Annotated in this window: 11 protein-coding genes and 1 tRNA gene; 7 read left to right on the top strand and 5 right to left on the bottom strand. The window is 32.7% G+C overall.

Translation table 11 applies throughout. The annotated features are described in order from the left end of the window. Positions 1 to 38: 38 nt before the first annotated feature. A complete protein-coding gene (locus tag AC15TD_RS02715) occupies positions 39 to 2,990 on the bottom strand; it encodes a GH92 family glycosyl hydrolase (protein WP_484450603.1) in 2,952 nt (983 codons plus the stop codon). 225 nt (positions 2,991 to 3,215) lie between these two features. On the opposite strand from AC15TD_RS02715, the gene AC15TD_RS02710 reads away from it, so the two are divergent. The 3 genes from AC15TD_RS02710 to AC15TD_RS02700 all read left to right on the top strand — a co-directional run bounded on the left by AC15TD_RS02710 (position 3,216) and on the right by AC15TD_RS02700 (position 5,295). Continuing rightward, positions 3,216 to 3,350: a hypothetical protein gene (locus AC15TD_RS02710; RefSeq protein ID WP_484450602.1), complete on the top strand. Its 135-nt coding sequence runs from the start codon at positions 3,216 to 3,218 to the stop codon at positions 3,348 to 3,350. A 266-nt stretch (positions 3,351 to 3,616) separates the two neighbouring features. After that, positions 3,617 to 4,852 (top strand): metallophosphoesterase, encoded by a 1,236-nt coding sequence (locus tag AC15TD_RS02705; protein ID WP_484450601.1) that lies wholly within the window; start codon positions 3,617 to 3,619, stop codon positions 4,850 to 4,852. Between the two features lie 146 nt (positions 4,853 to 4,998). Beyond that, entirely contained in the window at positions 4,999 to 5,295 is a 297-nt protein-coding gene (locus AC15TD_RS02700; RefSeq protein WP_188649607.1) for a thioredoxin family protein, read from the top strand. Here the strand turns inward: AC15TD_RS02700 and AC15TD_RS02695 are convergent. After that, positions 5,290 to 5,943 carry a polysaccharide deacetylase family protein gene (locus AC15TD_RS02695; RefSeq protein WP_484450600.1) on the bottom strand — a complete coding sequence of 218 codons (654 nt, stop codon included), beginning with the start codon at positions 5,941 to 5,943 and terminating at the stop codon, positions 5,290 to 5,292. The two genes, AC15TD_RS02700 and AC15TD_RS02695, sit on opposite strands and share 6 nt — an antisense overlap. A 2-nt stretch (positions 5,944 to 5,945) precedes the next feature. Next, positions 5,946 to 9,239 (bottom strand): glycosyltransferase family 117 protein, encoded by a 3,294-nt coding sequence (locus tag AC15TD_RS02690; RefSeq protein ID WP_484450599.1) that lies wholly within the window; start codon positions 9,237 to 9,239, stop codon positions 5,946 to 5,948. 242 nt (positions 9,240 to 9,481) lie between these two features. Between AC15TD_RS02690 and AC15TD_RS02685 the strand changes: the two genes are divergently transcribed. Next, positions 9,482 to 9,554 (top strand) — tRNA-Gln (locus AC15TD_RS02685). Between the two features lie 66 nt (positions 9,555 to 9,620). Here the strand turns inward: AC15TD_RS02685 and AC15TD_RS02680 are convergent. Beyond that, the gene (locus AC15TD_RS02680) at positions 9,621 to 10,448 is read right to left on the bottom strand and encodes a universal stress protein (RefSeq protein WP_484450598.1); all 828 of its coding nucleotides are present in this window, start codon (positions 10,446 to 10,448) and stop codon (positions 9,621 to 9,623) included. A 146-nt stretch (positions 10,449 to 10,594) separates the two neighbouring features. Here AC15TD_RS02680 and rimP point away from each other — a divergent pair, with 146 nt between their 5' ends. The 3 genes from rimP to infB are packed head-to-tail and all read left to right on the top strand — an operon-like array spanning position 10,595 to position 15,104. Beyond that, positions 10,595 to 11,056: a ribosome assembly cofactor RimP gene (gene rimP, locus AC15TD_RS02675; protein ID WP_484450597.1), complete on the top strand. Its 462-nt coding sequence runs from the start codon at positions 10,595 to 10,597 to the stop codon at positions 11,054 to 11,056. 12 nt (positions 11,057 to 11,068) lie between these two features. Then, a complete protein-coding gene (gene nusA, locus AC15TD_RS02670; protein WP_484450596.1) occupies positions 11,069 to 12,301 on the top strand; it encodes a transcription termination factor NusA in 1,233 nt (410 codons plus the stop codon). Positions 12,302 to 12,329: 28 nt separating this feature from the next. Further along, positions 12,330 to 15,104, top strand: coding sequence for a translation initiation factor IF-2 (infB, locus tag AC15TD_RS02665; protein WP_484450595.1), 2,775 nt, complete (start codon positions 12,330 to 12,332; stop codon positions 15,102 to 15,104). 80 nt (positions 15,105 to 15,184) lie between these two features. Here the strand turns inward: infB and AC15TD_RS02660 are convergent, their stop codons facing one another. Beyond that, positions 15,185 to 15,583 (bottom strand): SPOR domain-containing protein, encoded by a 399-nt coding sequence (locus AC15TD_RS02660; protein ID WP_484450594.1) that lies wholly within the window; start codon positions 15,581 to 15,583, stop codon positions 15,185 to 15,187. Positions 15,584 to 15,686: the final 103 nt, after the last annotated feature.

Below are 15,686 nucleotides of genomic sequence, written 5' to 3'. Positions count from 1 at the left end.
TTTATTGTAATTTAAAAATATTCTTAGTTTCATAATGTTCATTTTATGGTGATCTCGTCAGTAAAAATCCAGCTTTTCCCATCGTGTTCATAGCCTAAATGCCATTTTGGAAGTTTTCCTAATTTTTTAGCGATGATTTTAACATAACGGTATTTTGATGGGTCTTTAATAAAGTATAAAACTTTTGTAATTTGAACATCTTCTGAAGTTTTTGTATCAAATGTTCGTTTAGTCAATGGCAATTTAATAAAGTTGTTACCATCTTTAGACAAAAGGAACTCTACTTCTGAGGGATAAAAAATCCAACTTCGTTGATCTTGCAAAAATCCTATAGAAATTTCACTTAATTTTTTTTCTTGACCAAGATCAACGGTGGCAATAAGATCTTCATTCCAGTAACCCTGCCAAGTACCTGTTCTAAAATCTTCTGTGCCATAAACACCATCAATAAGAGCGTTGGTTCCGCCACCATTGTATTGGTTAGCATATTCTGTTTCTAATTTGATTGAAATATTCGGATCAATTTTATAGAATTGTGTTTCGATTGTTGCGCTTTTTATTCCGTTTTTTTCTGAATAAACTTTCAGATTAGAAGCTTCCGAAATAACAAGAGGTGTGTTATATTCTTTAAATTCATTATCGTTTAAACTATAAACAATAATAGCCGTTTTATCTACATTCTCTAAAACCACTCTGGTTTCACCTTTAAAAGCAATATCGCCTTTAGCAATAAAAGGCGCTGGTGTGATTAGGTTTTCTTTGATTTCGGTTTTCGGTTCTTGGCCTTCATTTATTCCCCAATCTGAGGGTTGATTATTCATTTCAAATACTAAATCACCTCCATTTACAATATCATTATGCGATAAAAATGTTTTATTTAAATTGTTGCCGTTTAATGAAGCAGATTTGATGTATAAATTCTCTTTAGTTAAATTATTAGCTCGAATGTTGAACTGTTTCCCATTTTCTAGATTGATTGTAGCTTTTTCAAATAATGGAGTTCCAATAATGTATTGGTTACTTCCAGGAGTTACGGGATAAAACCCTAAGCTACTAAACACATACCAAGCACTCATCTGTCCACAATCTTCATTTCCAGAAATACCATCAGGTTGGTTTTTGTACAATTGCGTTAAAATTGTATGTACTTTTTCTTGTGTTTTGTATGGTTTATTTACAAAATTATAGAGATAGGCCATATGGTGACTGGGTTCGTTGCCATGTGCATATTGGCCAATTAAACCAGTAATATCTGCTTGATTACGTCCAGAAGTTTCTGCTTTTGCGGCAAAAAGGTTATCAAGATTAGCGTCTAGTTTATCTTTTCCACCAAGAAGTGTCATAAATCCTGAGACATCCTGCGGAACGTAATAACTGTACTGCCATGCGTTGGCTTCAGTGTAATTAAAATTTACCTCATAAGGATCGAAAGGTGTAAACCATGTATTTCTAAAGCGACCTCTCATAAATTGGGATTCTGGATCGAATACATTTTTATAGTATTGCGCACGTTCAGAATACATTTTAAAATCAACTTCTTTTCCCATGGCTTTCGCCATTTGAGCTATGGTCCAATCGTCGTAGGCATACTCTAAGGTTTTGGAAACAGATTCGCTTTCTTCTTCCACAGGAATGAAACCAAGTTTTTTATAACTTTTTAATCCTAATTTATCTCGTGTAGCACTATGTTTCATGGCTTCAAAGACCTTTTCTACATTATAATTTTTTATACCTTTTAAATAGGCATCTGCAATAACTGGAGCGGCATGATAGCCAATCATGCAACCCGTGTAATTAGCGCTTAAATCCCAAATAGGCATGATGCCACCTTCATCATATTTAGCAATAAAAGTGTTTATAAAATCGTTGGTTTTAGCTTGCTCGATAATAGTATATAAAGGATGTGCAGCACGATATGTGTCCCAAAGAGAAAATACAGTATAGTAGTCAAAATCTTTAGTTTGATGAATGTTTAAATCCATTCCGCGATATCGACCATCAACGTCTTGATATAAATTTGGGGCAATCATGGTATGATATAAAGACGTATAGAAATTGGTTTTATAATCATTAGTATTGCTTTCAACAACTATCTTTTCAAGTTTTTGTTCCCAAGTATTTTGGGCTTCTTGTTTAACTTGATTGAAGCTTTTATTGCCAATTTCTTGGTCCAGATTTTTTTTAGCACCTGCAATATCTACGGCGCTTATTCCTATTTTAATATAAACGGGTTCGTTGTTTGGGTTTAAAAACTTTAAAGCTATCTTTTGTGCTCCTGCCATGCCTTCTTCTGGTGGCGATTGTAAAACATCTGAAAAAGGATGCGATGTTTTTATTACAAAAAATAAGCGTTGGTCTTTTGCCCAAGCATCAGAAAACCGGTAACCAGTAATTTCAGTATCAGAAACCTTTTCAATTTGAGCGTCTAAAACCTTATCACGATGAATTAAATCTACAATGGCATATTGCTTTTCAGACGAAGAGAATTGGTATTTATGTACACCACTTCGTTTTGAAACGGTTAGTTCTACATCTATATCTGTACTGTCTAAATGTACTTTGTAATAGCCAGGTTCTGCAATTTCAGTATCATGAGAGAAAGGTGCTCTGTAACCTGATTTTCCATCTGCACCATTGTTAAAGCATTGTTTATTTGTTGGCATTAACAATATATCACCATAGTCTGAAACACCTGTTCCGCTTAAATGGGTGTGTGAGAACCCGTAGATATAATTATCGCTGTAATGATAACCAGAACAACCATCCCAACCATCAAGGCGAGTGTCGGGACTTAATTGCATCATCCCAAAGGGCAATGTAGCTCCAGGAAACGTGTGACCATGACCACCAGTTCCAATAAATGGATTTACGTATGATATTAAAGGTTTGTCTTTTGGAGCAGATTCTAAAATCTGAATTTCTTTTTTACAAGAGAGCATAAACAATAGAATAATGAAAGCAGAGGTTAGTTTTAATGGATCGGTTTTCATTTGTTAAAGGTTAGAAAGAATATAAAATAATAATAGTTATTAATTAGTATCAAAATTGATATTTCATCAAATAGATAGTTATTGTAATTGTCATCTAAGATAATTAAAAAAGGAAGTTTCAAAGAATCTTATAAATACGGTTTATAAATCTTTGCTTTATATGAACATGTTATTACTCCTTTAGGTAGCGGAGGTATTGTTGCTACTGATAAAACACTGTCTAATATGTTAGTGTGCAGATTATTTAGAAACTCTTCAGCAGGCACTGATACTTATAGTGGTGAGGCTGGTTTATTAGAGATAGATTTTCATTATCAAATTGATAGTGACGGAAGTAATGAAGAATATATAAAATGGTAATTTATAATTCCACACATTATCTGAAATAAGAAAAACTTTATATTACGCGCTTTTTTTTTGAGGTTCTGTAGATTGATATAAGGTTTTTAGCCCCCATAGTCATCTTTTCTGTAATAGAAATTTAGGTTGTGTGTGGAATTTAATTTAAAAAGCTTAAGTATTTTCTTAAGCTTTTCTATTAGTATTAGACTAATAAATTGTTAATCTTACATTAAATACCATGTCATAATGTATTTTACTTTATAAATTTGAAACAAAAACAGCTTATGTCTCGCTTTATAGTGGCACTTTTAATTTCTTCTATCATCTTTTTTGTTGTTGAGTTTTATGCCTTTCAGGCACTTAAAACCATTTCAAACAGTAAGGTTATTAGGGTGATTTGGATTCTTATAGCCTTAGGAATTTATCTTAATTTATTTTATACGTTGTACGCAACACCAAGAAGCGCTGGGCAAACCAAAGGGTTTCAGTTAGCAGCAGGATTATTAATTACTTTTTTAATTCCAAAGTTGGTTCTCGTGATTGTTATGTTTGGTGAAGATGTTTTTAGAATGTTTCAAAAAGGGATATCATATGTGTCATCAAGTCCAACACAACCTATAGCTAGTAGGCGTTTATTTATTTCTCAATTAGCTCTAGGCATCGCCGCTATTCCGTTTGCCGCCTTTTTATATGGCATTTTTCAAGGGCGTTACAATTATAAAGTCTTAAAATATCAATTAACTTTTGACGATTTACCCGATGCTTTTGATGGGTTTACTATTACACAAATATCTGATATTCATTCGGGGAGTTTTACAAACAAAGAAAAGATTCAATACGGCATTGATTTAATAAATGAGCAACAATCCGATCTTCTTCTTTTTACAGGTGATATTGTAAATAATAAGGCTGACGAAATGGATAATTGGATAGATGTATTTAAGGACTTTGAAGCGCCCTATGGTAAATTTTCTATTTTAGGAAATCATGATTATGGCGATTATGTTGATTGGCCTTCAAAAGACGATAAAGTAAAGAATTTTCAAGCGGTTAAAGAAGTTCACCCTAAAATAGGCTTTGATTTGCTTTTAAATGAAAATAGATATATTGAAAAAGATGGGCAAAAAATTGCGTTGGTTGGTGTCGAAAATTGGGGAAAAGGCTTTAATCAGGCAGGAGATTTAGAACAAGCGTCTTTGGGAATACAAAGGGATGATTTTAAAATACTTATGTCTCACGATCCGTCTCATTGGGAATATAAAGTAAAGCACGATGATTTTAATTACCACCTAACCTTGAGTGGTCACACCCATGGTTTGCAAATGGGCATAGAAATTCCAGGATTTTTTAAGTGGAGTCCGTCCCAATATGTTTACAAACAATGGGCTGGCTTGTATTCTGAATTTGGAAGGTATATTAATGTAAATAGAGGTTTTGGATATCATGCATTTCCAGGACGTGTAGGCATATGGCCAGAGATAACTGTTATTGAACTTAAAAAGGGGGCTAAGATGGCTTAATTGTAAGCATGTGTTGTAGTTATAAAGAAATTGTGTATTTTTATATTAATAGATTCACAATTGTATTATAAAATACTGTGATTATTTATAATATGAAAAAAATACGTAGGTTTGTATAAGTACATTTGACTAATAAACAATAGAATATGTCAAAATTTGGAGAACTAATAGATATAGATATTCCAGTTTTGTTAGATTTTTTCACTGAATGGAATGATCAATCTACAGCAATGCATCCAGTTTTAAGAGATGTAGCAGCTGCTCTTGGAGATAAAGCAAAGGTTATTAAAATTGATGTTGAAAAGAACCAAGAACTTGCCGAAGCACTTAGGGTCAAAGGCTTGCCAACATTGATTATTTATAAAAATGGTGAGATGAAATGGCGTCAAAGCGGAGAGCAGGATGCCAATACCTTGATCGGCATTATAAAGCAGTACTTATAATTTTAATGCTTTAAACGAATATCCTAAATGGGTGTAATATTCTAAAATTTTTGGGAGTACATAAAGCATATTTTTTGATGCTTTTAGACTATCATGAAGCACAATAATGCTTCCTTTTTCAGTATTTTTAATAATATGCTCTAATACTTTTTCTTCTGAATAGGTTTTATCCCAATCAAAAGGTAAAACATCCCACATAATAATTTTATAGCCTAATGTTGCAAGTTGCTTCGATTGTTTAAGTTTTATGCGTCCGTAAGGTGGGCGAAATAATTTATGTGATAACATAAGATGCTCTCCCATAAAATCATCCATTTTTTCTTGTGCTTTTAATACGTTTTTAAGGTATTCCTTCGTTTTAGTTTTCCAACCTTTTAAATGGTTGTATGTATGATTCCCAACGGAATGTCCATCATTAATTATCTTTTTAAAAACATCAGGGTGTTTTTCAATATTATCACCAATGCAAAAAAACGTCGCTTTGGCATCATACTTTTTTAAAAGCTGTAAGATACTTTCTGTGATTTCTGGAATAGGGCCGTCATCAAAAGTTAGATAAATAACAGGCTCAGAAGTTACCATGTTCCATACATATTTTGGAAACATTTTTTGAACCACCGAAGGCGTTTTTACAGGAACTATAGACATTTTTAGTTAATTTCTAAACTACTATCTACAGGAATATCTTTGTCTAAAGGCGCTTCTTCGACTGTGTCATCTCCATAAAAATGATTAAAAAGCCTTAAATAATTATTAAATATTTCACTTTCAGTTTTTGCAAAATCTGTATCGTAGCTTAATAATACATCGACCAACCCTTTATAACGCTGAATATCTGTGTAAATATCTTCAAACAAACGTTCTTGATTGCTTACAGTTAAACTGCTGTAATAGGTTAAATTTTCTTGATATTTTTCAGCAACATCTTTGAATAGTTGTTGTGCTTTTTCTTTATTCCCAACTTCGTAATATGTACTTATGTATGGTTCTAGCAAGGTGTAAAATCCAAAATAATCAACAGGCATATTGGTCATAGCGATATCAGCTATTTCTTCGGCCTTATCTAGTTTGTCTTCATTAATCAATTGTTCGATTAATCTGGCTAGATTACCTCTATATGAAATAGAATTTTTTCTAGTTTCAGGGTCGTGGTAAATATCTGGACTTCCGCTATTTCCCCAATACCAGTTTTTAACTTTTTCATACATTAAATCACTATCTACGCGTCCCATATCAAAAGGATTAGCTTTATCAACAGGAGTTTTTATAGGTACTAATTTATAACACATCCCATCGAGTTGCAGGTAGTCTTTCATCCAAATATAATCGTCATCTCCAAAACTTCCTCCAGTAAAGTAAATGGGTCGTTTCCAATCATTATTAGCAACAACATCCAACATTAATAACCTGTTTTTATAGAGCGCACCTTCTTTAATCCGAATGACAATATAAGGCACTATTTTATCTTCATCTTCTGGTTTTACAATACTATATTTTAAAGCATTTTCTTTATTTACAGGAAGACGTAAATATTCCGTAGGTAAATAGTTTGCATTTAAATCTTGATTTCTTATTTGACTTATATCGATATCTTGTTGTTGTAAGATGTATTTATATTTTGTTCTTGGATTATCACTTGTTATGAAATTAAGAAAATCTTTAACATCTAAAGTGTCTTCAACAATAATTTCTTTGATAATATAGTCTCTTGTCCCGTATTTATATTGATCATGGGTTAACTGTGAAGGAATAGGGTCACTGTCATAAGCTTTACGCTTCATTTGGTCTATATACCAATCTGTTTGAAATAAGCTGGTGTTTACTACACGCACATCGGTTCTGTAGCCTTCAATTTCTTGAGCGTACCAAAGTGCAAAGGTGTCATTATCCCCAATGGTAAATAAAATGGCATTTTCAGCACAAGAGTCAAGGTACTTTTTAGCCATAGAATTGGCCGTATATTTATCAGACCGGTCGTGGTCATCCCAATTGTTTGCTGCTAAAATTCCTGGAACTAAAACTAAACAAACTATAGCTACAGCAGGAGCTAATAGTTTAGAAGATACATGTTTTTTAAGTCCATCATAAATAGCAAAAACTCCAAAACCAATCCAAATGGCAAACACATAAAAGGAGCCTACAACAGAGTAATCGCGTTCTCTTGGTTCAAACGGACGTACATTGGTGTAAAACTGAATAGCCAACCCTGTAAAAAGGAAAAAGACCAGCATCGTCCAAAATAATTTCTTGTCTTTATTAAACAGAAAAAACAAACCTATTAAACCTAAAATTAAAGGTAAAAAATAGTACGTATTTCGGGCTTTGTTGTTTTCTACATCACTAGGAAGATTGTCTTGAGACAACCCTAAATGCCATTCGTCAATAGGTTTTATACCGCTAATCCAATTACCATGATTATCGTACCTGCCTTGAATATCATCTTGTCGTCCGGTAAAATTCCACATAAAATATCTCCAATACATGTAGCCGAGTTGGTATTGCAGCATATACGAAATATTGCTGGCTAATGAAGGTTTTTCAATATCAATGTAGCTTTTGTATCGTTTTAAAAAAGTATTATAGTCTTCGTAATCAACATTACCTTGAGCGACATCGTTTTTGAAATTGGTAACTAGTGTTCTTAGCTCATTTTGCATCTGGTATTCAGGTTTTAATTTAAAATCTAAATAACCAGAAAATATCATGTAATTTTCAGCATGTTCGGCGCTCCACATTCTTGGAAGTATGGCGGCGTGTTTTGAGTTGTAATTTTGTTTGGCGTTTTTATAATCGTTTACAATGACATATTCACCCTTAGTTTCATCTTTTTCGTACTTCGGTTTATCATCTACATATGGATTGTTTTCGTCAAGATATGCGTATTGATCTGTAAACAAAGGCCCATAAAACAAATGGGTTTCTGGATATTGCTCTAAGTTGTAATAGGCTAATAATTCTCTGGCACTTGAAGGGTTATTTTCATTGATCACCACATTGGCATTCGCTCGTATTGGGAGCAGTAACCAGGTAGAAAACCCGATAATAATAAAGGTTACACAGAGAATACCTGTATTTAGATGAATATAATTTTTTTTACGGGTATAATTTAAACCATAATAGATAACACCTATTAAAAGAATTCCAGCAATTATAGAACCTGAATTGAATGGTAGTCCTATAGAATTCACGAAGAAAATTTCAAAGGCACTAAATATTTTTAAAATGTTAGGCGCTAATAATTTAAAGATGAATAATAGAATTGCAATGGAAACAATATTGGCTATAATAAAATTTTTAACGGTAACCGTTTTATAATTTTTAAAGAAGTAAATAAGACCTATGGCAGGAATGGTAAGTAAGCCCATAAAATGCACACCAAATGATAAACCAATAACAAAAGCAATTAATATAAGCCAACGATTACCTCTTGGCTCGTCCATCTCTTGTTCCCAACGTAATCCTAGCCAGAATAAAATAGACATAATTAAGGTCGCCATGGCATACACTTCTGTTTCAACGGCATTAAACCAGAAAGAATCTGTGAATGTAAATGCTAAACTACCTACAAGTGCACTACCTAAAATGGCTATCGCTTTTTGTTGCGATAATTCCTTTTCATGTATCAGTAATTTTTTAAGTAACAGCGTAATGGTCCAAAACATAAATAGAATGGTAAATGCACTAGCTATGGCACTCATCATATTCATCATAAATCCAATTTTTGAAGGCTCAAAGGCAAACATAGAGAAAAACGCTCCAAACATTTGAAATAAAGGCGCCCCTGGCGGATGGCCAACTTGAAGTTTTGATGAAGTTAAAATATATTCTCCAGCATCCCAAAAACTTACTGTAGGCTCAACCGTTAAACCATACGTTATAAAAGCTATTAAAAAAGTGAACCAACCAGTAATGGTGTTCCATTTCTTAAAGTTGAAATATGTCATGTGATTGTTTCTTTATTTATGATGGCGAATTTAATAATAAATATGAAATGATGTTATAGTATTTGGTTAGTGTTAACATATTTGTTACAGTGTACAGTTGCTAAATATCAAAAAACAACAAAAACATAATTAAATGAACTTTGATTCATTTTTATAAAACGTATGATTCATCTTATTTTTTTTTCAATAAAATACTTGTGCAAATAAAACTTTGTGCTAAATTTGCACCCTCAATTACATTTTGGCCTATGGTGTAACTGGCAACACGTCTGGTTTTGGTCCAGAAGAGTCTAGGTTCGAGCCCTAGTAGGCCAACAATAATTGTAAATCCTAACTTTTTAAAGGTTAGGATTTTTTTGTTTTTTAAAGATTATTTAAAAATTAATCAATTTTAAAAGTCATTACAGGTCTTTTGGCATTGTTTACTAGGTCTTCACTTATACTGCCATTAAAAAAGTTAGAAAGACCTTGTCTACCATGTGTACACATACCGATTAAATCTGCTGATATGGACTGTGAAAATTTCATAATTCCTTTTTCAATATTTAAATCATTATACATATTTACTGTAAAATTTTCAAAATCTGAACATGCCGCAAAATCTTTCATGCGTTCATTAGCATCGTGAGTTGTTATAAAATGACCGGCCGTATTAACCATTAAAAGATGTAATTTGGCATCAAATAATTTAGCAAATTTGGTAGCTTTGATATATTGATTTTTGTAATCATCTTTAAAGTTAGAAGCAAAAACAAAATCATCTATTTTAAAAACAGGATGTTCTTTCTTGATAACTAAAACAGGGACTTCAGATGTTCTTACCACTTTCTCTGTGTTAGAGCCAATCAGCATTTCTTTAAAGCTGTTAGTGCCGTGAGACCCCATAACTATTAAGTCAATATGGTGTTTTTTACATACTTGATAAACACCTCTAAACGTTTCATAAAACTCTACAATTTCATGAACATTGATACCTTTTAAATATTCTTTTTTTAATAACTCTTCAAAATGTTTGTGAGCTAATTTCATAAAGTACATGGCTTCTGGTAAGTTTTGAGCTGTACTTAAAGGATCAACTTTCTGAAGCGGTAATTCTAACGTGTGAAGTAAATAAATTTCAGCATTATGTTTTTTAGCTAATTGGGCAGCTACTTTTAAAGCGTTTTCAGCTTGTTCAGAAAAGTCAGTAGGTATTAGTATTTTTTTCATTATTTTAAGTTCAGGTTAGCAAAGCTATTATGGACATAAATTTATGAATATTACTTTAAAAATCAATTAAAATATTATATATTTGCCGCGTTGTAAGGTAAAACTAGAGAATGAGGGGACGATAAGTCCCCTCTTTTTATAAAAAAATGTTTAAAAACACTGTTAAAGATTTACTTGATAAGGCATTAGAAGAAAGAACAGATTTATTTCTTTTGGATATGTCTATTTCTGACGATAATAAAATCAAGATTATTATTGATGGGGACCATGGTGTTGTTGTCGATGATTGCATATTTATCAGCAGAGCCATTGAACATAATTTAGATAGGGAAGATGTTGATTTTGCCTTAGAAGTAGCCTCTGCTGGAGCAACTTCACCAATAGTTAACAAACGACAGTTTAACAAAAATATTGGTAGAAATATAGAGGTGAAAACGGCTTCAGATAAAGTTGAAGCAATTCTAAAGAAAGTGTCTGATGAAAGTATTTTTTTAGAGTGGAAAGTTAGAGAACCTAAACCCATAGGTAAAGGTAAAGTAACGGTAAAGAAAGAAGCTGTGATAGCTTATGATGATATTGTAGAAGCAAAAGTGATGATTAAATTTTAATTCAAAAGAGTTATGGAGAATATTGCATTAATTGAATCGTTTTCGGAATTTAAAGACGATAAATTAATTGATCGTGTAACGTTAATGGCTATTTTAGAGGATGTCTTTAGAAGTGCTTTAAAAAAGAAATATGGAGATGATGATAATTTTGATATTATTGTGAATCCAGATAAAGGCGATTTAGAGATTTGGAGAAATAGGATTGTTGTAGCTGATGGAGAAGTTGAAGAACCAAACCAAGAAATTTCATTATCTGAAGCACGTAAGATAGAGCCCGATTTTGAAGTTGGTGAAGATGTGTCTGAAGAGGTAAAGTTAGTAGAGCTAGGAAGAAGAGCTATTTTAGCATTGCGTCAAAACTTAATCTCAAAAATCCATGAGCATGATAATACAATCATATTCAAACAATTTAAAGATTTAGTTGGAGAAATTTACACGGCAGAAGTACATCATATTCGTCACAGAGCTGTTATATTATTAGATGATGATGGGAACGAAATAATTTTACCAAAAGACAAGCAAATACCTTCAGACTTTTTTAGAAAAGGAGATAATGTAAGAGGTGTTATTGATAGTGTTGAGCTTAAAGGCGCTAAACCAACCATCCTTATGTCAAGAAGCTCGCCTATGTTTTTAGAAAAATTATTTGAACAAGAAATACCAGAAGTTTTTGACGGATTAATTACTATTAAAAATGTAGTAAGAATTCCAGGGGAAAAAGCTAAAGTAGCTGTAGATTCTTATGATGATAGAATAGATCCTGTTGGTGCTTGTGTGGGTATGAAAGGTTCTCGAATTCACGGTATTGTTCGTGAGTTAGGAAATGAAAATATTGATGTTATTAATTACACGAATAATTTACAGTTATATATCACAAGAGCATTGAGTCCTGCAAGAGTAACTTCCATTAAAATTAATGAAGAGACTAAACGTGCAGAAGTAATCTTAAAACCAGAAGAAGTTAGTAAGGCTATTGGTAGAGGTGGACATAATATTCGTTTAGCAGGTCAACTTACAGGTTATGAGATAGATGTGTTTAGAGAAGGTGCGGAAGAAGATGTAGAATTATCTGAGTTCTCTGATGAAATAGAAGGATGGATTATTGAAGAATTTAGCAAAGCTGGTCTTGATACTGCGAAAAGTATCTTAGAACAAGATGTTGCAGATTTAGTTAAGCGAACAGACTTAGAAGAAGAAACAATTAAAGACGTTATTAGAATTCTAAGTGAAGAATTTGAAGAATAACATATATTTGGTATATTAAAGGCAATTTATGGCTGAAACAATTAGATTAAATAAAGTATTACGTGAATTAAATATCTCTTTAGATCGCGCCGTAGAATTTTTAGATTCTAAAGGCGTTGAAATTGAGAAGCGACCTACTACAAAAATTTCAGAGGAAGTATACAATATTCTTTCTAATGAATTTGAAACAGATGCAAACAAAAAAGTTGCGTCTCAAGAAGTTAGTGAAGCTAAACTTAAAGAGAAAGAAATTCTTCGTGAACAAAGGGAACGAGAGCTTGAGGAAAAGCAGAAGCAAGAAGCTAGAAAAGAAGAGATTATTAAAGCATCTACTGTTATTTCAAGACCAAAAGCTGTAGGTAAAATTGATTTAAACCCAAAAAGAAAAGAAAAAGAGAGTTCTCCAGAAGCGAAAGAAATAAAGGAAGCACCAAAAAAGGAAGCGCAAGTAAAGGAAGCGCAAGTATTTAGTGAAGAACCAAAAATCACTAATAAAGAATCTGTTGAGAAACCAAAACCAGATGAAGTTAATAAACCCAAACCTGTTGCAGATTCGGAAGCTGAAGATGTTAAAAAAGAAACTGTAAATGAAGAAGGGATTACTGTTCCTGAAGAAAAAGTAAAAACACAATATCAAAAGCTTTCTGGACCAAAAATTTCTGGGGATAAAATTGACTTAACTCAATTTAATAAGCCTAAGAAAAAGAAGGAAGAAAAGAAACCAGATTCTAAAAAAGCAGAAAGCACCAATAAAAAGAAACGTCGTCGTATCAGTAAAGTTGGTGGGACTCAACCCGGACAAAACAAGCCTGGTGGAGGTCCTTCAAATAGAGGGAATGATAGGTTTAAAGGAAAACCTCAAGGAGGGAACAGACGTACTCTTGTAAAAGAAGAACCAAGTGAAGAAGATGTAAAAAAACAAGTGCGTGAAACACTTGAAAAACTTCAAGGTAAATCTAGCAAAGGAAAAGGTGCGAAATATAGAAGAGATAAAAGAGATCAACACAAAGAACAAACTGAAATTGATCAACAGTTAGAAGCTGCAGAAAGCAAAGTACTTAAAGTAACTGAATTTGTTACTGCCAGTGAAGTTGCAACTATGATGGATGTTGGTGTTACTGAAATTATTTCGGCATGTATGTCATTAGGAATGATGGTAACGATGAATCAACGTCTTGATGCTGAAACCTTAAGTATTGTTGCGGAGGAGTTTGGATACAAAGTAGAATTTGTAACTACTGATATAGAAGAATCTATAGAAGTAGTTGAAGATAAAGCTGAAGATTTAAAACCACGCGCTCCTATTGTAACAGTGATGGGTCACGTAGATCATGGTAAAACATCGCTTTTGGATTATATTCGTAAGGAAAATGTGATTGCAGGAGAGTCAGGTGGTATTACTCAACATATTGGTGCTTATGGCGTAGAGCTTGATAACGGACAAAAAATAGCGTTCTTAGATACACCAGGTCACGAAGCGTTTACTGCGATGCGTGCTCGTGGTGCTCAAGTAACAGATTTAGCTATTATTGTGGTTGCAGCAGATGATGATATTATGCCACAAACAAAAGAAGCCATTTCACATGCGCAGGCTGCTGGAGTTCCAATAGTTTTTGCAATAAACAAAATAGATAAACCAGATGCAAATCCTGATAAAATTAAAGAAGGACTTGCTCAGATGAATTTATTAGTAGAAGATTGGGGCGGAAAAATTCAATCACATGATATCTCAGCAAAAGAAGGTACAGGTGTAAAAGAATTGTTAGAGAAAGTATTACTGGAAGCAGAGCTACTCGAACTTCAAGCGAATCCAGATAAGCCTGCAAATGGTACTGTTGTTGAGGCATATTTAGACAAGGGGCGAGGATATATTTCAACCATTTTAGTGCAAGCTGGAACCTTGCGTATAGGCGATTACGTTTTAGCTGGAAAAAACAGTGGTAAGGTAAAAGCTATGCAAGATGAACGAGGCAATAATGTAGTTGAAGCTGGTCCGTCAACACCTGTGTCTATTTTAGGTTTAGATGGTGCACCACAAGCTGGAGATAAATTTAATGTCTTCCAAGATGAGCGTGAAGCAAAACAAATAGCCACAAAAAGGGCTCAATTACAACGTGAACAATCAGTGCGTACGCAACGTCATATTACACTTGATGAAATTGGTCGTCGTATTGCTCTTGGCGATTTCCAAGAATTAAATATTATTCTTAAAGGAGATGTTGATGGTTCTGTTGAGGCATTAACCGATTCATTCCAGAAATTATCAACTGAAGAAATTCAAGTTAATATATTACATAAAGGCGTTGGAGCTATTACTGAAAGTGATGTATTATTAGCATCGGCTTCAGACGCTATTATTGTTGGTTTTAATGTGAGACCAGTTGGAAACGCAAGAATGATTGCCGATAAAGAAGAAATTGATATCAGAACATATTCAATTATCTATGACGCTATCAATGATCTTAAGGACGCTATGGAAGGTATGTTATCTCCAGAGCTTAAAGAAGAGATTACCGGTACCGCAGAAATTAGAGAAATGTTTAAAGTTTCAAAAATTGGAACTATTGCAGGGTGCATGGTTACCAATGGTAAAATTTTCAGAAATTCAGGGATTAGATTAATCCGGGATGGAGTCGTAGTTTTCACTGGTGAATTAACTTCTTTAAAGCGATTTAAGGATGATGCTAAAGAGGTGTCAAAAGGATATGATTGCGGAATGCAAATTAAAAACTACAATGATATAAAAGAAGGTGATATAATTGAAGCCTTCCATGAAATCGAAGTTAAGAAAAAATTGAAATAAATTTTTCACAAGGATTATATAAAAAAAGCCCTTTCATTAATTTTGAAAGGACTTTTTTGTTTGAATCGTAATAAGAATTTTTATTTAATTTCTTTTTTTGGTTTAAAAATAAAAGCTCCTGAAAATGTTTTTTTAATCTCTTTTAAAGCCCTGTCTGCTTCTAAACGTGTAGCGAAGCTTCCCGCCCAAATTTTAAAATTGGGATATTCATAAACCATATTTGAATGCCAACTAGTAAAAGTAGTATTAAATTTGCTTTCTGTTTTTTCTGCTTCAGAACGATTGCCAGAATACACTTGTATCTTATAACGATCAGTTAAATTTTCAGTTTTGTTCATTTCTTTTTTTAATTTTAACAAAACGTCAATATTTTTATCTTGATGTACTGTTACATTCCCTTCTTGGGCATATATATTTACTCCTAGACTTATATATGAGATAAACGCTAATATGCTTATTTTCAAACTAAATATTTTCATTTTTATTTATTTTTATTACAAATGTATAAGTTATAAACTTAAATAGGTAATTATTATTATTTAGAATATGTCTAAATTAACAATTATAGTATGTCTACATTTC

It is taken from the genome of Yeosuana sp. (genome assembly GCF_057126245.1).
Note: the sequence above shows the minus strand (reverse complement) of the source record. Positions and strands in the feature narration are given on the sequence as shown.